Raw genomic sequence first — 24174 nt, 5'->3', positions numbered from 1 at the left:
GCCCGAGTATGACCGGCGCCGGGCCTCCGCCTCACCCGGTTTTCGACGGTGGCACGGCCACCGGTGCCCAGGGTTTCCGCGTGGCGCGGCTACCGGTCCCCGGGGTTTCCGCGTGGCGCGGCTACCGTTCCCCGGGATTTCTGCGCAGCAGGTACGTGTCCATGATCCAGCCCTTGCGCTCGCGCGCCTCGGCCCGCACCCGCTCGATGCGCGGACCGGCCTCGGCGATCGGGCCGGACACCAGGAGCTCGTCCGGAGTGCCGAGATACGCGCCCCAGTAGATGTCGATGTCCTCCCCGGCGTACTTCCGGAAGGCCTGGTGGGCGTCCAGCATCACGACCACGTCGTCCACGCCCTCGGGGAACCCCTCGGCCAGCCGCCGCCCCGTGGTGATCTGCACCGGCCGGGCCACCCGGTTCAGGCCCGTACGGTGCCGGGCGACCAGGGTGGAGACACTGCTGATGCCGGGTATCACGTCGTACTCGAACACGACCGCGCCGCGCTCCAGCACCTCCTGGAGGATCCCGAGCGTGCTGTCGTACAACGCCGGATCACCCCACACCAGGAAGGCGCCGGTGCCGTCCTCGCCCAGCTCCTCGGCGATCAGGCGCTCGTAGATCCCGGCGCGGGCGCTGCGCCAGTCCTCCACCGCCGGCGAGTACGCCGACCCGCCCGCCTTCCGGTCCCGCTCCGGGTCCCGGGCCTCCACCACCCGGTACGACCCCTCGGGCAGATGCGCGTCCAGCATGTCCCGGCGGAGCTGGGTGAGATCGCTCTTCACCTCGCCCTTGTCGAGCAGGAAGAACACGTCCGTGCTCCGCAGCGCCCTGACCGCCTGCAGGGTGAGCTGGTCGGGGTCGCCCGCGCCGATACCGATGACATGAATCTTTCGCACGCCCCGAGTCTGCCGCATGCCACTGACAGCGGGTGCACCGCGTCCGCACGCACGGCGACAGCGGCCCTCAGGAACGGAGCCGGGGCGCCTCGTCCGCCGCGTCCACGGGCCCCTCGCCGCCCTCCACCCGCGCCGCCAGCTCCCGCGCCCACCGGGTGAGCCCGGCGAGATCGATCCCGTACGGCCGGTCCTCGCCCTGCCCGGTCTCCCACTCCGCGAGCGCCCCCGCGCCCCGCCGCAGCAGCCGGGCCCCGCCCACGGCGTTCCCGCGCGCCGCGTGCGTGAGGCCCACCGCCAGCTGGGCGAGCCCCCGCCACAGCGTCCGCTCCTCCTCGGGCCCCGACTTCCAGGCGTCCTCGAACACCTCGTGCGCATGGAAGGGCTTCCCCGCGTCCAGCAGCGCCTGCGCCTCCTCGACCGTCTCCCGCGGCCGCCGCACCACACCCTCGGGCTGCCGGGGGACGCCCTGAGTGCCGTAGGGCAGCGGCCGGCCGAGCCCGTCCCGGGGCCGCGCGCTGCGTGCCCGCCCCTCCGGGTCCCGGTCCCTGGCATCCGATGCGCCCGCGTTCGTCATACGACCGATTGTCCCCGGCGCACCCCGGGCCCTCTTCGGCCCACCCCCGAAGGTGGGGTAAAGTGCTGTTCGCGCGATCACGCGGGTCACCGCGAGTGAGCGCATCGGGACGTGGCGCAGCTTGGTAGCGCACTTGACTGGGGGTCAAGGGGTCGCAGGTTCAAATCCTGTCGTCCCGACTTGCTGAAGCAGCAGGTCAGAGGCCGTGTCGGAGCATGCCGACACGGCCTTTTGATCGTTTCTGGGGACCGGTCGGGGGCCAGGGTCAAGGCCGCTCCTCGAGGGTTGGTCCGCGGTCGAGGGCTATGCCTGGAAGGTCACGTCGGCCCGGTCGCTGCCGCGCCACAGATACTCCGTCAGTTCCTCGCCGGCCGCCCGTTCCGCCGCCGGGGTCATCGGCCGGGGCCAGGAGACCGCGGTGTAGAGCGCGCGATGGTGCAGGTCCACGGTGGCCCGGAACAGATCGCCGTATGCGGCCGCGGCGGCGAGCAGCGAGAACCGGTGCAGCAGCCACACGAGAACCAGCGCGATCGGCGGCAGCCAGGGCACCCACCAGGCCCACACCAGCGCGAGCGCGGCCCAGATGACATACGTGACCGACCGGTGCAGCGCCGCATGGGCGGCCTGCAGGTCGGCTCTCGGCTGCTCCGGGAGAAGGGCCCAGAGGTGCGGCCAGCACTTGACCGCGTCGAGGCCGTACTTGTCCCTGGCCTCGCTCTCGGCGGCCCGCAGATACATGCCCAGCCGGGTGGGCATGTGCAGCGCCGCGCGGGGCGGACAGCGTCGCAGTTCGAGGTCCACGCGCCGGTACTCCCACTCCTGGTCCGCGTCCGCGGTCCCGTTCGCGACGAGGGGCGCCAGTGCGTCGAAGCGGTCCTGCAGCGGACGCAGACGCCTGGTCTGCCGGTCGGTGAGGTACCGGCGCACCGGGCGGAGGAACGGCCACCAGTAGCCCTGCAGACCACGCAGTACGGGTTGAGCGATCCAGTCCACGAGCTGGGCCGAGACGGCGATGACGAGCAGTCCCGCCACAAGCGCGAGCACCTGCAGGACGACGGGCTGCGCCTGGAGCGACCTGGCACGGCCGGCGACACCGGTGGTGCCGTGGGCGTGGGCGTACGCGGCGGCCCCCAACGCCCAGAAGAGCAGCGCGGGAAGTGCGACGGCGAGCCACCTCTCACCGAGCTTGGTCCCGATGCTCTCCCAGAATTTTCCCAGCACGCGGTGCGCTCCCGTCAGACCTTGACGAGGATGACGCCGTGCGTGGCGCAGCGGGGAACGTCCTGTCCCACGTGCCGCCGCCACCAGACGACGTCCCCGCCGACCGGACAGACGAACTTGGGGCCCGGCCGCACCGTTTCCCCGTCTCCCGCCGGTCCCGGTGACGTGGTGCCACGAGTCCCCGGAGCGAGGAAGTCCGGTGGGACACCGAACTCCAGGAACTGCGAGAGCCACACCTCGGTGACCGGGTTGCCCTCGAGAACGCCTCGGACACGATCCGCAGTGTCCGGCTCGGTGCTCCGCGCCAGCAGCCGGGCGAGTTCGTCGTCGATGCGGGCGGCCGACTCCGGCGCGAAGGGGAGGAGTTCGGCAAGACAGGGGCGGATCGCACGAGCGGCGTCCAGAATCCCTGCCGGGATCGGATCGTCCGGCGGCGGCGAGGCGTCATCGAGCGGCACCACCTCAGGGTGCCACACGCGCCTTGCGTGCAAGGGGAGTTGACGAGGATGCCTACCACCGTTGCTTGGGGGCGGAGTTGTCCGCTTCGAATACCCCACGGGCATCGCCCTTGCTACGGTCGTTGGACCACGTGCCGGTCACACGCAGGCGCGGACGGGGCCCATGCCCCGGGGGGACGAGTGCGCACGGTGGAGTGTGATGGAGCCTGAGAGCGTCTTGGTCGCGGCAGCGACGCTGCTGACCGAACTGGGGGAGGCAACCGGGCTTCGCAAGGATCTCACCGCGATCCTCGCGGACCGGGACGGAGCCGACCCCGAATCACTCGCCGACGACGTGGTGAGCGCGGTGCTGGCCCATCCCGAGGCCGTCATGCGCTTCGAGGAACTGCTGGAGCCGGCGGAGGCCCGCCGCGCTGCCCGCCGCGCCGAGGTGCTCGCCGCGGCCGGACCGGCCGCCCCGGCACCGGCACTCGAAGGTGCGGCCGACCCCTCGGTGTGTTGCGGGTATCCCCGTATCGAGGCTCCCGGCGAGGTCGTCGCGGGCTGGGAGTTCAGCATCGTCGTCGGGCTGTCGCCGGAGATCATCGGCTCCGTGGTGGGCAGCGCCGTGCGCAGCGACGGCCTGCCCTGGCCGCTCACCGTCACCGTGCAGACACTGGCCGAGGGGTTCACCCTGGTGGAGGGGGACTGGACCGTGGACCTGCGGGTCACGGAGACGGAGCGCTATCCGTGTCACGTGCTGAGGGTCCGCGCCGATTCCAGGGGGCGCCGGGTCTGGTCCGGGACGCTGCACGTGGTCTACAGCGTCGCCGGGGAGGTGGTGGGGCTCGGCGTGCGGTCCATCGCTGTCGTCAGCGACCCCACCGCCCTCGGTGCGTGCCCGGAGTCGGTGTGCGGCGCACCCCGGGCGCTGCTCCTGCCCCGGGGAGACGAGCCGGCCGATCTCACCGTCACCATCCTCCCGTCCGAGCGTCCCGGCCGCTTCCACTTCCAGTACCAGTCGCCCCATGTCCGGGTGCCCGGGCTCCCCGACGAGTGCTACGTGGGGGAGGACGCTCCCCAGTACGCCATCTCGCTGATCAACAGGATGGCGAGCCGCAAGGGACGGCCCGACCTCATGGCCTTCATGACGGGTCTGGGCAAGGAGATCACCGATGTGATGCCGACCCGTCTGTGGAAGGTGCTCGAACAGGTGGCCGAGGCCGTATGGCCTCGGGTGCCGACGGTGTTGCTCCAGTCGTCCGAGGCGTACATCCCGTGGGAGCTGGCCGTCGTACCGGACACGTTCTCCGGTGACCGGCCGGCGTTCCTTGGCTGCCAGGTGACGCTCGGCCGCTGGGTGCTCGCCGATCGGCGGATCACGGTGCCACCGCCGATGGTGGTGCGGGCCGCGTCCATGACGGTGATCTCCGGTGTCTACCAGAACGACGACTGGCAGCGGCTGCGCGAAGCCGAGTTGGAGGCCGCGACGCTGCGGGCCAGTTACGGCGCCACCAGCATCGAGGCGAGCCTCACCGAGGTCATCAGCTACTTCCGTGACGGACCGATCGCCGGGATCGTCCACTTCGCGGGACACGGCCAGCACACGGAGGGCGGCTGGGACAACGGGCTGGTGATGACCGACGGGATGACGCTCGACCCGACCACCGTCAAGGCGTACGACTTCCCCGGCGAGACCTTCGTCTTCCTCAACGCCTGCAAGGCGAGTGCCGTCCAAGGGGTGTTCGGCGGCTACGCCGGGCTCGTGCAGGCCTTCCTCTACGTCGGGGCAAGCGCGGTCGTCTCACCCCTGTGGTCCCTGGACGACCGGGACGCGCGGTGTCTCGCCCTGGCCTTCTACCATCGCGTGCTGAAGGGCGAGAAACCCGCGGAGGTGATGCGCTCGTTGCGTGCCGCGGCGAGGGACGACGCGGACCTTGCGTCCAGTGCGTTGGCGTACCAGTTTTTCGGACATCCGCACATGCAGGTGGAGCGGGTCGGCCAGTTCTGCGCCACGGGGGGTGATGCGGCGTGACGTCGAAGAGGCATGGCTCGTGGCAGGGTCGTGGCGGGCCCGGCGAGCCCGGTGGGGCCTCGTCGGGTGCCAGGGATCCGGAGCAGCTCGTGGAGGAGCTGCGCTCCCGGCCGCACGACAGCGCCGAGGAGACGCTTCAACTGGTGCTGGAGATCACGGCGATCTGCGCCGAGAGGCTCCGCGCAGCCGAGTCCCCGTCCGGTGTCGAGGAGGCGCTGCGCATCCTCGATCGTACGGCGGAGACGTTTCCCGACGAGCCACTGCACCACTACTTCGCCTTCGGCTCCGGTGTCGCGCTCCTGGAGGCCTTCAAGATCCGGAGGGACCCCTCGTACCTGGCGCGCGCGCTCGCCGGTCTGCGCCGCGCGGAACACGACATCGCCTCGGAGTTCGGTGCCGCGCTCGCCCGCTACACCCTTGCCAACGCCCTGCTGACCGCGTTCGAGGCAGGTGCGGTGGGGGCGGCCGCGGTGGACGAGGCCATCGGGCTGCTGTCCTCGGCCTTGCAGGAGGGCGGTCCTCGCTACCCGCGCCGAAGCGACCTGGTGCGTCTGCTGGCCGTGGCACAGTCGATCCGCTACCGCGCACAGCGCGGCGAACGCGCGGCCGCGCAGGAGTTCCGTTCGGCGCTGTCCCGGCTGACCCGGCAGCGAGCCCAGGAGACCAAGGCTTCGGCCCAGTGGCGGGACCTGGCCAACACCCAGGGCTGGATGCTGCTGGTCGGCTTCAACGTCGAGGGCCGGCAAGACGACCTGGAGGAAGCGGTCCAGGTCCTGCGCGAGGCGGCGGACTCCCACGTCACCGAGCGCGCCCATGTCTTCCTGGTCGAGGACGTCGTTCCGGACACGCGACGCAACCTTGCCGAGGCGCTGTACAACCGTGCACTGCGAAACCACCGCTCGCAGGACCTGGATTCCGCCGTTCGGCTTCTCCAGACGGGGCTCATCGACTGCCGCCCGGCCCAGCGGCCGTACATGCTGCAGTTCCTTGCCGATGCAAGCATCGTCCTGTACGACGCACGGGGTGACCGCAGTGACCTCGACCGGGCCGTCTCGGCGGGCGAGCTGGCACTGGGCGTGCTGCCGCTGACCAGCGGTTCCCATACGGCCATGCTCGGCTGGGCCGCCGGTCTGCGCTCGGCCCTCCATGTGCGGACCGGCGAGCGGGCCCACATCGACCGCTCGGTGGGGCTGTGGCGGGAGGCCGCTCTTGCCGCCGAGGCACAGCACGCGGGCGGGACCGAGCAGTTGCAGGCACTGGGCGACTGTCTCGTACTGCGACTCCTGCAGTACCCGCCGGCCGGCCCCCGGCCGGCGTGGGAACACACAGCCGGTGACCTGCCCACCGCGCTGGCCGCGTTCGACAAGGCCGCGCGCCTCGCTCCGGCGGAGTCCGAGGAACGTCATCAGGCTCTGCGCCATGCCATCCTGGCCCTGATCCACTACGGGACGTCCAGGGGGGACGCCGCCGCCCTGGAGCAGGCCCGCGACCTGGGCGAGGACTTCCTCCACGCGAGCAACCGATCGGGAGACCGCGAGCAGTTCGGGCTGCTCTGCGCCAAGGCCCGCTCGGCCCTGGCCGAGTTGGACGGAGCCCCCGAGACGGGGAAGCGGGCGCTCCTGCGGTATCTGACCGCCGTGGAACAGGACGGGGTGACCCAGGGAGCGGCGCTCGGCTCCGACAGCGCCATCGTCGGCGATCTGGCCTTGGAGTCGAACGACTGGGCGCGGGCGGTCGCGGCCTACCTCCAGGTGCGGCTGAGTCCTGCGCAGCCGGGAGCCGAGTCCCGTCCGGGACACACCACGCTCTGGGCTCATGCCAAGCGGCGTGCCGGTACGGGAATGGCATACGCCTATGTACGCCAGGGGCGGCTGGCCGAGGCGTTTCTCGCGCTGGAGGAGGTCTGCTCCAGCCTGGAGTCACTCGGTTCGACACTGCCGTGGGGCACCGAGGCACGGTTGGTGCCACCGGCTCCGCTGAAGGAAGTCCAGCGGCGGCTGGACGATCAGCAGATCGTGCACCTCTTCACCACGGTCGAGGGGGGCGCCGCCCTGATCACGGACAGGGACGGGGTTCGCTCCGTGCTCCTGTCCGACTTCGACGCCCAGCGCGTGAACGGCCTGTCACGGCGTTTCCAGGCGGCGGTCAACGAGGGCCGTTCCTCGGCGCGTTGGGCAGGCGTGCTGGAGGACACCTGCGCCGAACTGTGGAGCCGTTGCCTGAGCCCGGTGGTGCAGGCGGTGGACCCGGAGCGGCCCGTCATCCTCGTCCCGACCGGACATCTCCGGCTGCTGCCCCTGCACGCGGCCTACCGGCAGGAGGCCGACGTCCCTGCCAAACGCCGCTATCTCCTGGACGAGTGGCTGCTCAGTTACGCGCCCAGCGCTTCCTGCGTCGCAGCTCCCCGCTCGCGGCGCTCCTCACGCGTGGGCATGCGGATCTACGGGTGCGCGTACGAAGCCGAGGCGGCCACTTCGCGGTGGCTCGGCCACAACGACCTGTGGGACGGCATTCTCGACCGGGCCTCGATCGCGGAGGTACTCAACAGCGACAGCTGCGTTGTGCACTTCACCGGACATGGCAGCACCAACCCGCTTTCCCCCTTGGACAGCTGGATCAATCTGGACGAAGGGCGCCTCACGGTGCGCGGCATGCTTGCGCAGGGCATCCGATCGCCCCTCATCATCCTGTCGAGTTGCGACAGCGGCGGCCTTTGCACCACCGCCCTGTCGGATCCCGTCCCGTTGCCCTACTCCCTGGTGATCTCGGGAGCCAAAGGATGTGTGGCCGCACTGTGGCAACCGGGAGACCTCGCCGTCCGCCTGCTCACCACCCTCTTCTATGAGGAATGGGAATCCCGGTCCCCTGCGGAAGCCCTCCGTCTGGCCCAACTCCGCCTGCGCGACATGACGAACGAGGAACTCGTCACGCACATGCCGGAACTGGCCGGCACCGCCCCGCAGTCAGCCCGGTCACGAGCGCGGTGGTCCCGCATGCGGCCTTTCGCCGGCATCGGCCACTGGGGGGCGTTTCTCTATGCCGGAAGTTGAACCGCCGGAAGGACGCCCCCGGGCGTCACTGACGCCGTGGTCCCGGGATCGCTTCTCCTGGCGAAGGAGCGCAGCAGCATGAGGAGCCTTGTGGCATGCCGGTGCGCCGGGCCGCGGCCGCCGGGGCCGCCGTGCTGAAGGCGTCCCTCCCGCACCCCGGCGACGGGCACGCGCCGACGCCTTCGCGGTCTGCCCCGGCTGCAGGAGTCGCTAACGCGTCCGGCGCTGGGTCCAATTGCACGCTGCCCAGGCCGAGTTCCATGGCCGCCATGAACTCCGCAGGGCCCGCCCGGGGGCGCGGGTCGATCGGCTCGTCGCCTTCGCCGACCACCTTGCGGAACCGCTCACCGAAGCGGAAATCCGGTGAACGTCACCGCGGTTCGCGTACGACGGCGACCTCGCCCGGCGCGACCGTGACCGTGCCTGCCGTCTCCTTGCCGGTCAGTAGTTCCGACGAGCCCGGCGCCACGGGGAGTTCGGCGCCCTGGCCGGAGTGGTCGATGACGAACAGGTAGTCCGCCTGCGGGCCGCGTCGCCGGACCACCTCCACGCCGGGCGGGGCCGTGCGCACCGGCTCCACGCCCGCCTCGGCGCGGACGCGGTCCAGCAGGGCGGCCAGGGTGGCCGGGTCCGGCAGGGTGGCCAGGTACCAGGCGGCGCCGGAGCCGTGCGGGCGGCGGGTCACCGCGGGGACGCCGGACAGGGGGCCGTCGGCGTACGAGGCGACCGCCTCGGCACCCTCCAGGCGCAGTCGCTCCGACCACAGCGTGCCCGCCGCCCCGTCCGGCACCGCGCCGGAGAGCGCGACCCGCCCGCCGGGCAGCAGCGGGAACGGTTCGTCCGAGCGCACGCCGAGCACCTCGCGGAACGCGCCCGGGTAACCACCCAGCCGCACATGGCAGTTGTCGTCCACGGTCCCGCTGTGGAACCCCACGGCGAGCGTGCCGCCGCGCTCGGCGAACGCCGACAGGTTCGCCGCGCCCTCGTCGTCGACGAGGTACAGGCTCGGGGCCAGCACCAGGCGGTAGGCGGACAGGTCCGCCCGGGGCCGTACGAAGTCCACGGCCACACCCGACCGCCACAGCGGCTCGTACCAGGCCCGGACCAGGTCCGCGTAGCGCAGCTCGCCGCTGGGCTGCGAGGGGAGTTCCAGGGCCCAGCGGGCGTCCCAGTCCCAGACGACCGCCACGTCGGCGGGGGACCCGGCGCCCCGGATCTCCGCCAGCGCCCGCAGGTCCGCGCCCAGTCGCACCACGTCGCGCCAGATCCGGCTGTCGGTGCCCGCGTGCGGCACCATCGCCGAGTGCCACTGCTCGGCACCCGCCCTCGACTGCCGCCACTGGAAGTACGCGATGCCGTCCGCGCCGCGTGCCACGTGCGCGAGCGCGTTGCGGCGCAACTCACCAGGCTTCTTCGCACGGTTGACGGGCTGCCAGTTCACCGCGCCGGTGGAGTGCTCCATCAGCAGCCACGGTCCGCCCGCGAGGGAGCGGGTCAGGTCCCCGCTGAGCGCGATGTCGATCTCCGACTCCGGGTCGGTGGACATCAGGTAGTGGTCGTTGGAGACGATGTCCAGCTGGGGCGCCCAGCGCCAGTAGTCGAGCGCGTCGAAGTTGGACATCACCATGAAGTTGGTGGTGGCCGGGATCGAGGGGGCGGCGGCGCGCAGCACGTCCCGTTCCGCCGTGCACAGCGCCAGCAGCTCGTCGGAGCAGAACCGGCGCCAGTCCAGCCGATGGGTGGGGTTGGGTACGGCGCCGGTGGCGCGCGGCGGCAGGATCTCCTCCCAGTCGCCGTACCACTGGCTCCAGAACCGCGTGCCCCAGGCGTGGTTGAGGGCAGCCAGGTCGTCGCCGTAGCGGGCCCGCAGCCAGCGGCGGAACGCGGCCGCGCTGGTGTCGCAGTAGCAGGCGGCGTTGTGGCAGCCGTACTCGTTGTGCACGTGCCACATGCGCACCGAGGGGTGGTCCGCGTACCGCTCGGCGAGCGCGCCCGCGATGCGCAGCGCGGCCTCGCGGTAGGCGGGGGAGGACGGGCAGAAGGTCTGCCGGCTGCCGTAGGACAGGGTGCGGCCGTCGCGGTCGACCGGCAGCGCCTCCGGGTGGGCGCGGAAGAACCACGCCGGAGGCGCCGCCGTGGGCGTGGCCAGGTCGGCGGCTATGCCGTTCGCGTGCAGCAGATCGAGGACCTTGTCCAGGTGCGCGAAGTCGTACACGCCCTCGGACGGCTCCAGCAGCGCCCAGGAGAAGATGCCGACGCTGACCAGGTTCACCCCGGCCTCGCGCATCAGGCGCATGTCCTCGGCCCACACCTCCTCGGGCCACTGCTCGGGGTTGTAGTCGCCGCCGTAGGCGAGGCCGGGGAGGGCCAGGGTGGGTTTCACAGTGCTCTCTTCGTTCTCTTCCACGAAACGCGGCTCAGCCCTTGTTGGAGCCCAGGGTCAGGCCGCTGACGAACTGGCGCTGCAGCGCGAAGTAGACGATCAGGGTCGGGATCGCGGTCAGCAGGGAGCCGGCGGCGACCAGATTGGGGTCGGTGAAGTACTGGCCGGAGAGGTTGTTCAGCGCCGAGGTGATCGGCATGTTCTGGCCGGTGGAGATCAGCACCAGCGCCCAGAAGAAGTCGTTGTAGATCCAGATGGACAGCAACGTCGCCAGGGCCGCCATCGCCGGCTTGCACAGCGGCAGGGTGATCTGCCAGTACAGCCGCCACACCGAGGCGCCGTCGACCAGTGCGGCCTCGGTCAGCTCGTGCGGCAGCGAGCGCATGTAGTTGCTCAGCACGAACGCGCAGAACCCGGACTGGAACGCCACATGGATGAGGACCAGGCCGAGCGCGGAGTCGTACAGCTTGCCGCTGGCCGTGATCCCCGGCAGGTTCGTCAGCAGGTACAGCCGGTACAGCGGGGTGATGATGACCTGCTGCGGGAGCAGGTTGCCGGCCGTGAAGACCAGCAGGAGGGCGAGGTTCAGGCGGAAGTCGAACCGGGCGACGTAGAACGCCACGCAGGAGGACAGGAACAGCGTCAGCAGCACCGCCGGGATCGCGATGATCAGCGTGTTGCCGAAGTAGTGCAGCATGTCCGACTGTTTGAAGGCGTTCGTGAAGTTCTCGAACGTCAGCTTGCTCGGCCAGGAGACGTATCCCTTGCTGCTGGTCTCGCTGTACGGCCGCAGGGCCGAGAAGATCGCCCACAGCAGCGGCGCCAGCCACGCCAGCGCCGTCCCCGCGAGGAAGACGTGCAGCAGGACACGGGCCGGGCGGATCGGGGCGCGCCGCCTCAGCGGCGCCGCGACGGTGGTGCTGCTCATGCGCGCCGCTCCTTCCGGAAGGTGGCGATCAGATAGGGGATGATCACCGCGAGGGAGATCACCAGCAGGACGACGGCGATGGCGGAGCCGTAACCGATGCGGCTGGACTCGCCGATGATGTTGTTGGTGACCAGGATCGACAGCAACTCGGTGCCCTGGGCGCCCTTGTTGAAGACGAAGACCAGGTCGAAGGCGCGCAGCGCCTCGATGATGGTGACGACCAGCACGACCGTGTTGGTCGGGCGCAGGGTCGGGAAGATGACGCTCTTGAACGTCTGCCACTCGTTGGCGCCGTCCAGGGCGGAGGCCTCCCTGAGCGAGGGGTCCACGCTCTTCAGGCCCGCCAGGTACAGGATCATCATGTAGCCGGTGTGCCGCCAGGACGCGGCGATGAGCACCGCCCACAGGTTGAGGTGCGGGTCGCCGATCCAGTCGATGTAGTGGCCCGGCTTGTTGGCCCCGATGATGCTGTTGATCAGGCCGGTGTCCGGGTTGTAGACCAGCTGCCAGACGAATCCGATGCAGGCCATCGAGATGACGACGGGCAGGAAGAAGGCGGTCTGGTAGACCCGGCTGAAGCGGATCTTCTTGTCCAGCTGGACGGCGAGGAAGAGCCCGAGCGGGGTCGGGATCAGGATGAGCACGACGAACCAGATGATGTTGTGCTCGACGGCCGGCCAGAACTGCGGGTTGTCGTTGAAGAGTTGCTTGAAGTTGTCCAGGCCCACCCACTTGATCGAGTCGAACCCGATGCCGTCCCAGGTGGTGAAGGCGAGGAAGATCGAGGCGATGGCCGTGACCCACACCAGGAGCACGTGCAGGATCGTCGGTACGCCCGCCATCAGGGCGAGCGTGAACCGGTCACGGCGGGTCAGCAGGCGCCCGTGGCCCTGCGCGGCCCGCTTCTTCACAGGCGAGGCGCCCGGAGACGGCACCACGGCCGCCTCCGGGGTCTTCGTGGTCGTATCGGTCGTCATCGGGCCGCTCACTGGGACGCGAAGATCGTCTTCTTCTGGCGCTCGATGGACGACAGCAGGCTGTCCACGCCCTTGGGGTTCTGCAGGAACTTCTGCAGGCCCGGCTGCATCACCGTGGAGGTGAAGTCGGGGCGGGAGTCGCGGTCCATGAACTGCGTGAGGCTCTTGGCGCCGCTGATCATCGCGTACGCCTTCTTCTGCAGCGCCGTGTACGAGGAGGTGTCGGCCTTGCTGGAGGCGGCCACCACGCTGTTGTCGGCCTTGAGGTAGGTCGCCTCGGCCTCGGGGGTGCCGAGGAACTCCATGAGCTTGACGACGCCGTCGTGGTTCTTCGGGGACTTGCTCACCATGAAGCCGTCGGTCGGCGCCTCGACCGTGTCCTGGCCGTACGCGGAGTTGAGGACCGGGAAGGCGAAGAAGTCGAGGTCGTCCAGGTCGGCCTTGTTGGTGAACTGCTGGCCCACGAACGAGCCCAGGAGGTACATGCCGGCCTTCTTGGACACCAGGCTCTGCGCGGCGTCCTGCCAGGTGCGGCCCATGAAGCCGTCCTGGTGGTAGGGGAGGATCTCCGCCCAGTGGTCGAAGACGGCCTTCACCTTCGGGTCGGTCCACGACTCCTTGCCCGCCATCAGGGACTTGTGGAAGTCGTAGCCGTTCAGGCGGAAGTTGATCTGGTCGAAGGTGCCCATCGCCGGCCAGGCGTCCTTGTCGCCGAAGGCGATCGGGATCAGGCCGTCCTTCTTCATCTGCTTGCACAGCGCGACGAGTTCGTCCCAGGTGGTGGGGACCTTGTAGCCGTGCTGCTGGAAGACGCTCTTGCGGTAGAACAGGGCCCAGGGGTACGTGTACAGGGGCACGAAGTAGTACTTGCCGTCCTCGCCCTTGCTGAGCTGCTTCATCGCGTCGGGGAAGTTGTCCCCGATCTTCGCCCAAACGTCGTCGATCGGCGAGGCCAGGTTCTTCGCCGCGAAGAACTGCATGCGGTACCCGGCGAACCAGGTGAACACGTCGTCCGGCGTGCCCTGGAGGTAGGAGTTGATCTGCTCCTGGAAGGTGTTGTGGTCCTTCGTGTTGACGTCGACCTTGATCCCGGACTGCTTGGTGAAGGCGGCGTAGATCTCGGCGAATGCTTTCTTCGGCACGGCGTCCGAGGCGTTGGAGCCGAGGGTGACGGTCTTCGGGTCCGAGGCGGAACCGCTGCCTCCGCAGGCGGACAGCAGGGGTATGCCGGCGCCGGCGAGCAGGGCGGCGCTGCCCGCACCGCGCAGGACGGAACGACGGCTGGGTCCCGGGACGGAGAGACCGGAGGGGGAGAGGCGCATGGCGGCTCCTGAGGAATGCAGGGCTCGGTCAAGGGGATGAGTCGATCACCGAAAGGTCTTCGAAACCGATCAGAAACCAACTCGACCGAACATCGTGGGCGTAATAACAGCCCCATGTCCGCTCATGAGTCAATAGGTCGGCCCTCTCTGCGCTGTCTCTTGCCCGAAACGTAATCGTCACGGTCACCTGCGTGTTCACCCCGGGCGCAGAGCCGACGGCCCCCGCGGCACGGGCGGCCGCGGGGGCTGTGTGAACACGGGTGGTTCCGCTTCGGGTGCTGACCAGCGGTTCGGGTCCCGGGACGGCGGTTTCAGGCGCGGACCAGCAACTGGAAGTCGAAGGTGTACCGCGAGGCCCGGTACACATGGCTGCCGTACTCCACCGGCCGGCCCGTGACGTCGTACGCGGTGCGCCGCATGGTGAGCAGGGCCGCCCCCGCCTTCTCGTCCAGCAGACGGCCTTCCTCGGCCGTCGCGCTGCGGGCGCCGATGGACTGGCGGGCGCTGTGCAGCACGATCCCGGCGGACCGCATCATGCGGTACAGACCCGTGGACTCCAGCTGTGCCGTGGGGAGTTCGAGGAGTGCGGCCGGCAGGTAGTTGCACAGGAAGGCCACCGGCCGGTCGTGGGTGCCGCGCAGCCGCTCCAGTACGACGACCTCGGCGCCCTCCGCGATCCCGAGGGCGGCGGCCACCTCCGCGCTCGCCGGGACCCGCTCGTTGCGCAGGACCCGGGTGGTGGGCTCCTGGCCGGCCGACTCCAGGTCGTCGTAGAGGCTGCTGAGCTCCAGCGGCCGTCTGACCCTGCTGTGCACGACCTGCGTGCCCACCCCGCGACGGCGCACCAGCAGGCCCTTGTCGACCAGCGACTGGATCGCCTGGCGCACGGTGGGCCGGGACAGTCCGAGGCGTACGGAGAGGTCGACCTCGTTGCCCAGCAGGTTGCCCGGGGCCAGCGTGCCGTGTTCGATGGCTGCTTCGAGCTGCTGGGCGAGCTGGTAGTACAGCGGCACCGGGCTCGTGCGGTCCAGGGCGAAGCCGAGGGAGTCGATCGCGCGATCACCCGGTGCCGTTCGCTGCGGGGTGCGGTGTACTGGGCTCATGCCTCTCAGGTGTAGGTCCCGGAAGCCGGCAGTGTCAATGGTTTGTACTTACATTCGAACCTGCTTCTGAAATGATGTCTTAACAAAGTATTGACAGCGGGCTCCCCAGGGGTTTGGATCCCGTCCCAACGCAACAGCGTCCCTTCCCCCCGTCGCACGCACAGTGAGGTGCAGGAAAGATGGACCGCTCTTCTCCCTCCCGCTCCCGCAGACTGGCCCCGGTGGTGGCGGCCGCCGCCGCGGCGGCCCTGACCCTCGCCGGCTGCGCCAGCAGCCACGGCGGCAAGAAGGCCGAGGAGGCGGCGCAGAACGCCTCGGCGGGCAAGGCCGACACCCCGCGCATGACCGTCGCCCTGGTCACGCACCAGGCGCCCGGTGACACCTTCTGGGACACCGTCCGCAAGGGTGCCGAGGCCGCCGCCGCCAAGGACAACGTCAAGCTCGTCTACTCTGCCGACCCCAACGCCGGCAACCAGGCCAACCTGGTGCAGAACGCGATCGACCAGAAGGTCGACGGCATCGCGGTCACCCTGGCCAAGCCGGACGCGATGAAGGGCGTCGTCGGCAAGGCGGAGCAGTCCGGCATACCCGTGGTCGGCCTGAACTCGGGACTGAGCGACTGGAAGAAGCTCGGCATGCTGGAGTTCTTCGGGCAGGACGAGAGCGTGGCGGGCGAGGCGTTCGGCGACAAGCTGAACACCACCGGCGCCAAGAAGGTCGTCTGTGTGATCCAGGAGCAGGGCAACGTGGGCCTCACCCAGCGCTGCGACGGCGTGCAGAAGACGTTCAAGGGCACCACTGAGACGCTGTATGTGAACGGCACCGACATGCCGTCCGTGAAGTCGACCATCACGGCCAAGCTGAAGCAGGACTCCTCCATCGACACCGTCGTCACCCTCGGCGCCCCGTTCGCGCTCACCGCGGTGCAGTCGGTGTCCGACGCGGGCAGCAAGGCCGAGGTGGCCACCTTCGACCTGAACAAAGACCTGGTGAAGGCCGTCCAGAACGGCTCGATCGAGTTCGCCGTCGACCAGCAGCCCTACCTGCAGGGCTACCTGGCGGTCGACGCGCTGTGGCTCTACAAGAACAACGGCAACTACAGCGGCGGCGGGGTCCAGCCGGTGCTGACCGGCCCGGCCTTCGTCGACAAGTCCAACGTCGACAAGGTCGCCGAGTTCGCCGCGAAGGGGACCCGGTGATGAGCATGGCCCAGCAGGCCGAGCCGGCGGTGACCACCCCGCCAGGCCCCAGGCAGAGCGACGGCCGCACCGCACGCCGCCCCCTGGCGCTGCGGCTGCTGGCCCGCCCCGAGGTGGGCGTCTTCCTCGGCGCCGCCGCCGTACTGGTCTTCTTCCTCGCCGTCGCTCCCTCGGTCCGCCAGGGCAGCTCGATGGCCACGATCCTCTACCAGTCCTCGACCATCGGCATCATGGCCCTGCCGGTCGCCCTGCTGATGATCGGCGGCGAGTTCGACCTGTCCGCCGGCGTCGCGGTGATCTCCTCGGCACTGACCGCGAGCATGCTCAGCTACCAGCTGACCATGAACGTGTGGACCGGCGTGATCGTCGCCCTGGTCGTGTCGCTGGCGATCGGGTTCTTCAACGGCTGGATGGTGGTCAGGACCGGGCTGCCCAGCTTCCTGATCACCCTGGGCACCTTCCTGATCCTGCAGGGCGTGAACCTGGCCGTGACCAAGTGGGTCACCGGCAACGTCGCCACCGACGACATCAGCGACATGGACGGCTTCGGCCAGGCCAGGAAGGTCTTCGCCTCCTCCTTCGACGTGGCCGGGGTCCAGGTGAAGATCACGGTGGTGTGGTGGCTGGTCTTCGCCGCGCTGGCCACCTGGGTGCTGCTGCGCACCAAGTACGGCAACTGGGTCTTCGCCGTCGGCGGCAACAAGGACAGCGCCCGCGCCGTCGGTGTCCCGGTCACCTTCACCAAGATCTCGCTGTTCATGCTGGTCGGCTTCGGCGCCTGGTTCATCGGCATGCACAACCTGTTCTCCTTCAACACCGTGCAGTCCGGCGAGGGCGTCGGCCAGGAGCTGATCTACATCGCCGCGGCCGTCATCGGCGGCTGCCTGCTCACCGGCGGCGCCGGCTCGGCGATCGGCCCGGTCTTCGGGGCGTTCATGTTCGGCATGGTCAACCAGGGCATCGTCTACGCCGGCTGGAACCCCGACTGGTTCAAGGCCTTCCTGGGCGTGATGCTGCTCGGCGCCGTCCTGATCAATCTGTGGGTCCAGCGCACGGCGACCCGGAGGTAACCGATGACCGACAACACATCCGGAACCCACGGCGCGATCGTCCAGGACGCCGCGCCCCAGCAGGACGGGCTGCTGGTCGAGCTGCGCGGGGCGGGCAAGTCCTACGGCAACATCCGCGCGCTGCACGGCGTCGACCTGAAGGTGCACGCGGGCCAGGTCACCTGTGTGCTGGGCGACAACGGCGCCGGCAAGTCCACCCTCATCAAGATCATCTCGGGTCTGCACCAGCACACCGAGGGCGAGTTCCTCGTGGACAACGCCCCGGTGCGCTTCTCCAGCCCCCGCGAGGCCCTCGACAAGGGCATCGCGGCGGTCTACCAGGACCTCGCCACCGTCCCGCTGATGCCGGTGTGGCGGAACTTCTTCCTCGGCTCGGAGATGACCCGCGGCCCCTGGCCGGTCCGCCGCCTGGACATCGCGGCGATGAAGAGGACCGCCGACGAGGAACTGCGCAACATGGGCATCGTCCTGGACGACCTGGAACAACCCATCGGCACCCTCTCCGGCGGTCAGCGGCAGTGCGTGGCCATCGCCCGCGCCGTCTACTTCGGCGCCCGCGTCCTCATCCTGGACGAGCCCACCGCCGCCCTGGGCGTGAAGCAGTCCGGTGTGGTGCTGAAGTACATCGCCGCCGCCCGCGACCGCGGCCTCGGCGTCATCTTCATCACCCACAACCCTCACCACGCCTACATGGTCGGCGACCACTTCAGCGTCCTGCGCCTGGGCACCCTGGAGCTGTCCGCCTCCCGCGCCGAGGTCAGCCTGGAGGAGCTGACCAACCACATGGCCGGCGGCGCCGAACTCGCCGCCCTCAAACACGAACTGGCCCAGGTACGCGGCGTCGACACCGACGAACTTCCCGAGGAGGAGGACCTCACCGCGCCCGTCGCGTCCTCGCCGGAAGGAACCACCTGACCATGGCCACCCCCACCCCGCTGGACCGGATCCGGGTCGGCTCGGCCCCCGACTCCTGGGGCGTCTGGTTCCCCGACGACCCGCGGCAGGTGCCCTGGGCACGCTTCCTGGACGAAGTGTCCGAGGCCGGCTACGAGTGGATCGAACTCGGCCCCTACGGCTACCTCCCCACCGACCCCGCGCGCCTGAAGGACGAGGTGGCCCGGCGGAACCTGCGGGTGTCGGCGGGCACGGTCTTCACCGGCATGCACCGCGGCCCGTCCGTCTGGGCGGAGACCTGGGCGCACGTCAGCCAGGTCGCCGCGCTCACCCGGGCGATGGGCGCGCGGCACCTGGTGGTCATCCCGTCCTTCTGGCGGGACGACAGGACCGCAGGGATCCTGGAGCCGCCGGAGCTGACCGCCGAGCAGTGGGCGCACCTGACCAAGGGCATGGAGCGGCTCGGCCACGAGGTCAGGGAGACGTACGGCCTGGACATCGTGGTCCACCCGCACGCCGACACCCACATCGACACCGAGGACCACGTCGAACGCTTCCTGGACTCGACCGACTCCGAGCTGGTCAACCTCTGCCTGGACACCGGGCACTATGCCTACTGCGGCGGGGACAGCGTCAAGCTCATCGAGACCTACGGCGAGCGCATCGGCTATCTGCACCTCAAGCAGGTCGACCCGGACGTGCTCGCCGGGGTGCTCGCGGGCGGGGTGCCGTTCGGGCCGGCGGTGCAGCGCGGGGTGATGTGCGAACCGCCGTCCGGCGTCCCCGAGCTGGGGCCCGTCCTCCAGGCCGCGCAGGGGCTGGGCGTGGAGCTGTTCGCCATCGTCGAGCAGGACATGTATCCGTGCGAGCCGGACAAGCCCCTGCCGATCGCCGTGCGCACGCGGCGGTTCCTGCGGTCCTGCGGGGCCTGAGCGGCCGCGGGCGTTCCTACGTGCCCCCAACGGATTCGGCCGGGAAACGGCCGGGAACCAGTTGGGGGCACGCGGGCGTTGTGAGGATGACGGGGGACGCCCGCGCAGACGGGAGGACGCGATGACACACCGCACGGACGTGCCGAAGACACCCGAGGACACCGCCGAGGCGGCACGCCGCACCCGCTTCGGCACGCTGCCGGAGCGGATACGGCCGCAGGACACGGTGGAGACCAGGCCGGCGACCCCACCGGACCCGGCGCGGGACACCTACAACCCCGACGAGTGGCTGATCCGGTACTGCGGCTGAGTACCCAAAGGCGCGGCGCCGGGCAGATGTCCGGCGCCGCGCACTCCCGGTTCATCCCCGGCGGTTCACGCCCGCCGGACCTCCGCGATCGTCACCGGCCGGTGCTCCCGGAGCGACAGGGTGCAGGCCTCGGCGATCCAGCCCGCCTCCAGGGCGTCCTCCACGGTGCAGGGGGAGGGGCGGGTGCCGGCCACGACCTCGGTGAACACGGTGAGTTCGGCGCGGTAGGCGTCGCTGAAGCGGTCCATGAAGAAGTCGTGCGGGGTGCCCGACGGGAAGGTCACCCCGGGTTCGACCGAGCGCAGCGGGAGCTTGTCGTCCAGGCCGACGGCGAGGGAGTCGGCGAAGCCGTGGAGCTCCATGCGGACGTCGTAACCCCGGGCGTTGTGGCGGGAGTTGGAGACCACCGCGATGGTGCCGTCGTCCAGGGTGAGGATCGCGCCGGTGGTGTCGGCGTCGCCGGCCGCCCTGATGTAGTCGGCGCCCCGGTTGCCGCCGACCGCGTACACCTCGGTGACCTCGCGGCCCGTCACCCAGCGGATGATGTCGAAGTCGTGCACGGAACAGTCGCGGAAGATGCCCCCGGAGGCGGCGACGTACGCGGCCGGCGGCGGCGCCGGGTCCAGGGTCGTGGAGCGGACCGTGTGCAGTTTGCCCAGCTCGCCCGCCCGCACGGCGGCCCGCGCGGCGGCGAAGCCCGCGTCGAAGCGGCGGTTGTAGCCGATCTGGATCGGCACGTCGCTGCCGCGCACGGCCTTCAGCACCTCGACGCCCTCGTTCATGGTCTTCGCGACGGGCTTCTCGCAGAAGACCGGGACCCCGGCCTCGACGCCGGCCAGGATCAGGGCGGGGTGGGCGTCGGTCGCGGCCGCGACCACGATGCCGTCCACGCCGGCGGCCAGCAGTGCCTCCGGCGAGTCCACGACCTCGGCCCCGAACCGCTCGGCGGCGGCCTTGGCCGCGTCCGCGAACGGGTCGGTGACGACGAGTGACTCGACGGCGTCCAGTCCGGAGAGGGTCTCGGCGTGGAAGGCGCCGATGCGGCCGAGGCCGAGGATTCCGATGCGCATGAGAGTGAGGCTCCTTGCGGGTTTCATGTGGGGTCGAGCGGAAGGGAGGGAAGTGTCAGTCGAGGCCGCCGAGGACGTTCTGGTCCCAGTCGATCACCGACCCCGTGACGACCCCCGACCGGTCGGACAGCAGGAAGACCACGAAGTCGGCGATCTCGTCCGGTTGGCCGAGCTTGCCCATCGGCAGCCGCGCCGCGGCCTGCTCGCGCCAGTCGTCGCCGGCGCCGTGGAAGGCGCGCTGGGTGGCGTCCTCGCCCTCCGTCGCGGTCCAGCCGATGTTCAGGCCGTTGATCCGGATCCGGTCCCAGCGGTGGGCGTGCGCCGCGTTGCGGGTCAGGCCGGCAAGGCCTGCCTTGGCGGCGACGTACGGTGCCAGGAACGGCTGACCGCCGTGCGCGGACGAGGTGATGATGTTGACGATCGTGCCGGGCGCCTTGCGGGCCACCATGTCGGCGACCGCCGCCTGCATCGCGAAGAACGGCCCCTTGAGGTTGATCGCGATGTGCGCGTCGAACAGCTCCGGGGTCGTGTCCAGCAGCGTGCCCCGCGAGGTGAGCCCCGCCGAGTTCACCAGGCAGTCGATGCGGCCGTGGGCGTCCACCGCCTCGGCGACCGCCGCCTTCGCCTGCTCGGCGTCCGCCAGATCGGCGCGCACGAACATCGCCTCGCCGCCCGCCGACGCCAGCTCGGTGGCCAGCGCCTCACCCGGCTCCGTACGGCGCCCGGTGACCGCCACGACGGCGCCCTCCCGGGCGGCGGCCCGCGCGATCGCCGCACCGACCCCCTGACTGCCGCCGTTGACCAGCACGATCTTCTCCCGCAGAAGCCCGTCGGGAAGTCCCATGGCCTGCCCCGCCCTTCCTCAGCTCTCTCGCCGTTCCGCACCGGCGCGCAGCTCCGCACGGAGCCGCTCCGGGGTCCACCTCTCGCGCACCGCGCGCCGTACCAGGTCCGCCTGCGCCGGCGGGGCCAGACCGTCGACCGGCGGATCGCTGTCCAGGTTGGTCGGGAAGGGATAGCCCTCCGCGCTCGCCGCGATCACGTTCTCCAGCCACGCCTCGCCGGCGCCCTCGGCCGCCCGCCGCAGCAGCACCGGGAACACCGCGTTCGCCACCGCCTCACGGTCCACCGTCTCCATCGCGCGTCCGAAGGCGGAGGACACCTGGAGCAGATTGGCCGTGCGCCGTACGTCCGCCGTGCGGTTGGTGCCGGCGGCGTGGAAGAGCGCCGGATTGAAGAAGGCCGCGTCGCCCTTGGCGAGCGGGAGCTGTACCCGGTGCGCCTCGAAGTACGCCTGGAACTCGGGCAGCCGCCAGGCCAGATAGCCCGGCTCGTACAGCTGCGAGTACGGCAGACAGAGCGTCGGGCCCGATTCCACCGGCATGTCGCAGTGGGCGACCGCGCCCTGGAGGGTGAGCACCGGGGAGAGCCGGTGCACATGGGCCGGGTAGGCGGCCGCGGCCGCGTCGCTCAGGAAGCCGAGGTGGTAGTCCCGGTGCGCGGTCTGCCCCGCGCCGCCGGGGTTGACCACGTTGACCTGCGAGGTCACCTGGTATCCGGGATCCAGCCAGGCCGCGCAGACCAGGGCCAGGACGTCGTTCGCGTAGTAGTCGGCGAACGCCTCCGGGTCGTAGAGGGCCGTCTTCTCCAGCGCGTTCCACACCCGGTCGTTGGCGCCCGGCTTGGCGAAGTGGTCGCCGGCGCCGGCCCCGGAGGCCCGCTGCTCGGCGATCAGCGCCTCGAACACGGCCGTGACCCGGTCGACGACGTCCGGGTCGGGGAACGCCCCACGAACGACCACGATCCCGGGGCCGTCGGACAGGGCGCGGACCAGTTCCGCCGCCAACGCCCGCCGGTCACCGGCCTGCCGAAGCCGCTCACCCTCGTACACCAGGACGTTCTCCGCCACCGAGGCGGCGTGCGGGTGGTCCGCGAGGCGGGTCGTCCGCTCGGTCAGGGCGCGGAAGGCGGCCAGATCGCAGTCCTGCTCGGACAGCCAGGCACGGCCGGGTACGGCGGCGACGGACATCGGTGTCCCTCTTTCGGTCACAGGAGCGGCGCGGCCCTGTCATTCTTGTCAGGACAAACCCCTCGAACAACCAGCAGCCAGCCATCAAAAACCCCTCAAGGAGCAGGCCCATGGGGCACCCGTTCCCGATCCGGGAGATCGCACGTCAGGCGGGTCTGAGCGAGGCCACGGTGGACCGTGTGCTCAACGGCAGGGGAGGGGTGCGCGAGAGCACCGCGCGGGAGGTGCACCGGGCCATCGCCGACCTCGACCGGCAGCGCACCCAGGTCCGGCTGGTCGGCCGGACGTTCATGGTCGACATCGTGGTGCAGGCGCCGGAGCGGTTCAGCACCGCCGTACGCGCCGCCCTGGAGGCCGAACTGCCGTCCCTGCACCCGGCCGTGGTCCGCTCGCGCTTCCACTTCCGGGAGACCGGCCCGGCCGACGAGCAGGTCAGGACGCTGGACCGGATCGCCCGGCGCGGCTCGCAGGGCGTGATCCTCAAGGCGCCGGACGTCCCCGAGGTCACCGCCGCCGTGGGCCGGCTCACCGCGGCCGGCATCCCGGTCGTCACCCTGGTCACCGACCTGCCCGCCAGCGGCCGGATCGGCTACGTCGGCAGCGACAACCGGGCCGCCGGTGCCACCGCCGCCTATCTGACGGGCCAGTGGCTCGGCGACCGGCCCGGCCATGTCCTGACCAGCCTGAGCAGCGGATTCTTCCGCAACGAGGAGGAGCGCGAGATGGGGTTCCGGAGCGTGATGCGGGCCCGGCATCCGGAGCGCACCCTGGTGGAGATCGCCGAGGGGCAGGGCCTGGACGCCACCCAGTACGACCTGGTCCGCGCCGCCCTGGAACGGGACCCGGAGATCCGGGCCGTCTACTCCATCGGCGGCGGCAACGACGCCACCCTGCGCGCCTTCGCCGACCTCGGCCGCGCGTGCGCGGTGTTCATCGCCCACGACCTCGACCACGACAACACCCGGCTGCTGCGCGAGCACCGGCTCTCCGCCGTGCTCCACCACGATCTGCGGCACGATCTTCGGGAGGCCTGCCACGCGGTGATGCGCTTCCACGGCGCCCTGCCCCCCGCCGGACCGCTGCTGCCCTCGGCGATCCAGGTCGTGACGCCGTACAACATGCCGGCCCAGACGGCCGAGTGAGGAGGACGCGGCCGTGACACGCACCGAGGAGGTGGAGATCGAAGGCACACCGCTGGTCGCGACCCTCGTACCGGGCAACGGGATCGGTCTGCTGGCCCTGCACGGCAGCAACGAGGGCGGCACCGCCGAACTGGCCCGGACCGTCGCGCACCGCTGCGGCGCCACCAGCCTCGTCTTCACCCAGCCGGGGGCACGGCGGCCCGTGCACATCCCGTCCCCGCGCATGGCGGTCGACCATTGCGCACTCCTGCGGGAGTTCCTGGAGCGGGTCGCCCTCACGGTCTCGCTGCACGGCCACCTGCGCCCCGAGGCACCGCACACCGTCTTCCTGGGCGGCGGCAACCGGGACGCGGCCCACGTCCTCGCCGAGGCGCTCGCCGCCGGGATCCCGCAGTTCCCGGCCGTTACCGACCTGAGGGCCATCCCGGCGGCCCTGCGCGGCGTGCACCCCAGGAACCCGGTCAACCTGACCCGCCGCGGCGGAGTCCAGGTGGAACTGCCGCTCCTGGCCCGCACGAGCGGGGCAGCGAACACCCCGCCGGCGGCGGTGGCCGATGCGCTGACCGCCGGAGTCAAGGGGCTGAGCTCAGTCTGACCCGGTCC

The 24174-nt window shown here is 70.6% G+C and carries 21 protein-coding genes and 1 tRNA gene; 10 read left to right on the top strand and 12 right to left on the bottom strand.

Translation table 11 applies throughout. The annotated features are described in order from the left end of the window. Positions 1–121: 121 nt before the first annotated feature. On the bottom strand, positions 122–895 hold the full coding sequence (gene cobF, locus ABB07_RS04780) for a precorrin-6A synthase (deacetylating) (protein ID WP_208897523.1): 774 nt from the start codon (positions 893–895) through the stop codon (positions 122–124). Positions 896–962: 67 nt separating this feature from the next. Further along, complete coding sequence (locus ABB07_RS04775; protein WP_208897522.1) at positions 963–1469, bottom strand: DUF309 domain-containing protein; 507 nt, start codon at positions 1467–1469, stop codon at positions 963–965. A gap of 105 nt (positions 1470–1574) precedes the next feature. Between ABB07_RS04775 and ABB07_RS04770 the strand changes: the two genes are divergently transcribed. Beyond that, positions 1575–1648, top strand: a tRNA-Pro gene (locus tag ABB07_RS04770). A 124-nt stretch (positions 1649–1772) separates the two neighbouring features. Here the strand turns inward: ABB07_RS04770 and ABB07_RS04765 are convergent. Beyond that, on the bottom strand, positions 1773–2690 hold the full coding sequence (locus ABB07_RS04765) for a hypothetical protein (RefSeq protein ID WP_208897521.1): 918 nt from the start codon (positions 2688–2690) through the stop codon (positions 1773–1775). 14 nt (positions 2691–2704) lie between these two features. Next, positions 2705–3148 (bottom strand): hypothetical protein, encoded by a 444-nt coding sequence (locus ABB07_RS04760; RefSeq protein ID WP_208897520.1) that lies wholly within the window; start codon positions 3146–3148, stop codon positions 2705–2707. 199 nt (positions 3149–3347) lie between these two features. On the opposite strand from ABB07_RS04760, the gene ABB07_RS04755 reads away from it, so the two are divergent. Both ABB07_RS04755 and ABB07_RS04750 read left to right on the top strand, forming a co-directional pair. After that, complete coding sequence (locus ABB07_RS04755; RefSeq protein WP_208897519.1) at positions 3348–5162, top strand: CHAT domain-containing protein; 1815 nt, start codon at positions 3348–3350, stop codon at positions 5160–5162. Continuing rightward, a complete protein-coding gene (locus tag ABB07_RS04750) occupies positions 5159–8212 on the top strand; it encodes a CHAT domain-containing protein (RefSeq protein ID WP_208897518.1) in 3054 nt (1017 codons plus the stop codon). The genes ABB07_RS04755 and ABB07_RS04750 overlap by 4 nt, the downstream gene beginning before the upstream one ends. A gap of 370 nt (positions 8213–8582) precedes the next feature. On the opposite strand, the gene ABB07_RS04745 is transcribed toward ABB07_RS04750, so the two are convergent. The 5 genes from ABB07_RS04745 to ABB07_RS04725 form a co-directional block, all read right to left on the bottom strand. After that, entirely contained in the window at positions 8583–10595 is a 2013-nt protein-coding gene (locus tag ABB07_RS04745) for a beta-galactosidase (protein ID WP_208897517.1), read from the bottom strand. Between the two features lie 34 nt (positions 10596–10629). Next, entirely contained in the window at positions 10630–11523 is an 894-nt protein-coding gene (locus ABB07_RS04740; protein ID WP_208897516.1) for a carbohydrate ABC transporter permease, read from the bottom strand. Beyond that, on the bottom strand, positions 11520–12500 hold the full coding sequence (locus tag ABB07_RS04735; RefSeq protein WP_208897515.1) for a carbohydrate ABC transporter permease: 981 nt from the start codon (positions 12498–12500) through the stop codon (positions 11520–11522). Before ABB07_RS04735 ends, ABB07_RS04740 begins: the two co-directional genes overlap by 4 nt. A gap of 8 nt (positions 12501–12508) precedes the next feature. Beyond that, positions 12509–13822, bottom strand: coding sequence for an ABC transporter substrate-binding protein (locus ABB07_RS04730; protein ID WP_208897514.1), 1314 nt, complete (start codon positions 13820–13822; stop codon positions 12509–12511). A gap of 311 nt (positions 13823–14133) precedes the next feature. Then, on the bottom strand, positions 14134–14925 hold the full coding sequence (locus ABB07_RS04725; RefSeq protein WP_208897513.1) for a GntR family transcriptional regulator: 792 nt from the start codon (positions 14923–14925) through the stop codon (positions 14134–14136). Positions 14926–15104: 179 nt separating this feature from the next. Between ABB07_RS04725 and ABB07_RS04720 the strand changes: the two genes are divergently transcribed. The 5 genes from ABB07_RS04720 to ABB07_RS04700 all read left to right on the top strand — a co-directional run bounded on the left by ABB07_RS04720 (position 15105) and on the right by ABB07_RS04700 (position 19330). Then, positions 15105–16124, top strand: a complete 1020-nt coding sequence (locus tag ABB07_RS04720; RefSeq protein WP_208897512.1) for a sugar ABC transporter substrate-binding protein — start codon at positions 15105–15107, stop codon at positions 16122–16124. Continuing rightward, entirely contained in the window at positions 16124–17194 is a 1071-nt protein-coding gene (locus ABB07_RS04715) for an ABC transporter permease (RefSeq protein ID WP_208897511.1), read from the top strand. Before ABB07_RS04720 ends, ABB07_RS04715 begins: the two co-directional genes overlap by 1 nt. A 3-nt stretch (positions 17195–17197) precedes the next feature. Continuing rightward, entirely contained in the window at positions 17198–18109 is a 912-nt protein-coding gene (locus ABB07_RS04710; RefSeq protein ID WP_208897510.1) for an ATP-binding cassette domain-containing protein, read from the top strand. Between the two features lie 2 nt (positions 18110–18111). Then, positions 18112–19020: a sugar phosphate isomerase/epimerase family protein gene (locus ABB07_RS04705; protein WP_208897509.1), complete on the top strand. Its 909-nt coding sequence runs from the start codon at positions 18112–18114 to the stop codon at positions 19018–19020. 121 nt (positions 19021–19141) lie between these two features. Then, positions 19142–19330, top strand: a complete 189-nt coding sequence (locus tag ABB07_RS04700) for a hypothetical protein (protein WP_208897508.1) — start codon at positions 19142–19144, stop codon at positions 19328–19330. A 65-nt stretch (positions 19331–19395) separates the two neighbouring features. Here the strand turns inward: ABB07_RS04700 and ABB07_RS04695 are convergent, their stop codons facing one another. The 3 genes from ABB07_RS04695 to ABB07_RS04685 are packed head-to-tail and all read right to left on the bottom strand — an operon-like array spanning position 19396 to position 22429. Then, positions 19396–20400 (bottom strand): Gfo/Idh/MocA family protein, encoded by a 1005-nt coding sequence (locus ABB07_RS04695; RefSeq protein WP_208897507.1) that lies wholly within the window; start codon positions 20398–20400, stop codon positions 19396–19398. Positions 20401–20455: 55 nt separating this feature from the next. Then, positions 20456–21244, bottom strand: coding sequence for an SDR family oxidoreductase (locus ABB07_RS04690; RefSeq protein WP_208897506.1), 789 nt, complete (start codon positions 21242–21244; stop codon positions 20456–20458). 18 nt (positions 21245–21262) lie between these two features. Next, a complete protein-coding gene (locus tag ABB07_RS04685; protein WP_208897505.1) occupies positions 21263–22429 on the bottom strand; it encodes a phytanoyl-CoA dioxygenase family protein in 1167 nt (388 codons plus the stop codon). Positions 22430–22539: 110 nt separating this feature from the next. On the opposite strand from ABB07_RS04685, the gene ABB07_RS04680 reads away from it, so the two are divergent. Both ABB07_RS04680 and ABB07_RS04675 read left to right on the top strand, forming a co-directional pair. Next, positions 22540–23571 (top strand): LacI family DNA-binding transcriptional regulator, encoded by a 1032-nt coding sequence (locus ABB07_RS04680; protein WP_208897504.1) that lies wholly within the window; start codon positions 22540–22542, stop codon positions 23569–23571. Between the two features lie 13 nt (positions 23572–23584). Beyond that, positions 23585–24166 carry a poly-gamma-glutamate hydrolase family protein gene (locus ABB07_RS04675; protein ID WP_208897503.1) on the top strand — a complete coding sequence of 194 codons (582 nt, stop codon included), beginning with the start codon at positions 23585–23587 and terminating at the stop codon, positions 24164–24166. Positions 24167–24174 lie beyond the last annotated feature (8 nt).

The organism is Streptomyces incarnatus, assembly GCF_001027185.1.
Lineage (GTDB): Bacteria > Actinomycetota > Actinomycetes > Streptomycetales > Streptomycetaceae > Streptomyces > Streptomyces puniciscabiei.
This window is presented reverse-complemented; position numbering and strand designations above follow the sequence as displayed.

Bases quoted from the DNA above. Each gene is read 5' to 3' on its own strand.
- ABB07_RS04700 (WP_208897508.1), top strand. From the start codon at position 19,142: ATGACACACCGCACGGACGTGCCGAAGACACCCGAGGACACCGCCGAG.
- ABB07_RS04705 (WP_208897509.1), top strand. From the start codon at position 18,112: ATGGCCACCCCCACCCCGCTGGACCGGATCCGGGTCGGCTCGGCCCCC.
- ABB07_RS04735 (WP_208897515.1), bottom strand. From the start codon at position 12,500: ATGACGACCGATACGACCACGAAGACCCCGGAGGCGGCCGTGGTGCCG.
- ABB07_RS04725 (WP_208897513.1), bottom strand. From the start codon at position 14,925: ATGAGCCCAGTACACCGCACCCCGCAGCGAACGGCACCGGGTGATCGC.
- ABB07_RS04685 (WP_208897505.1), bottom strand. From the start codon at position 22,429: ATGTCCGTCGCCGCCGTACCCGGCCGTGCCTGGCTGTCCGAGCAGGAC.
- ABB07_RS04730 (WP_208897514.1), bottom strand. From the start codon at position 13,822: ATGCGCCTCTCCCCCTCCGGTCTCTCCGTCCCGGGACCCAGCCGTCGT.
- ABB07_RS04740 (WP_208897516.1), bottom strand. From the start codon at position 11,523: ATGAGCAGCACCACCGTCGCGGCGCCGCTGAGGCGGCGCGCCCCGATC.
- ABB07_RS04695 (WP_208897507.1), bottom strand. From the start codon at position 20,400: ATGCGCATCGGAATCCTCGGCCTCGGCCGCATCGGCGCCTTCCACGCC.
- ABB07_RS04680 (WP_208897504.1), top strand. From the start codon at position 22,540: ATGGGGCACCCGTTCCCGATCCGGGAGATCGCACGTCAGGCGGGTCTG.
- ABB07_RS04755 (WP_208897519.1), top strand. From the start codon at position 3,348: ATGGAGCCTGAGAGCGTCTTGGTCGCGGCAGCGACGCTGCTGACCGAA.
- ABB07_RS04710 (WP_208897510.1), top strand. From the start codon at position 17,198: ATGACCGACAACACATCCGGAACCCACGGCGCGATCGTCCAGGACGCC.
- ABB07_RS04775 (WP_208897522.1), bottom strand. From the start codon at position 1,469: ATGACGAACGCGGGCGCATCGGATGCCAGGGACCGGGACCCGGAGGGG.
- ABB07_RS04690 (WP_208897506.1), bottom strand. From the start codon at position 21,244: ATGGGACTTCCCGACGGGCTTCTGCGGGAGAAGATCGTGCTGGTCAAC.
- ABB07_RS04715 (WP_208897511.1), top strand. From the start codon at position 16,124: ATGAGCATGGCCCAGCAGGCCGAGCCGGCGGTGACCACCCCGCCAGGC.
- ABB07_RS04720 (WP_208897512.1), top strand. From the start codon at position 15,105: ATGGACCGCTCTTCTCCCTCCCGCTCCCGCAGACTGGCCCCGGTGGTG.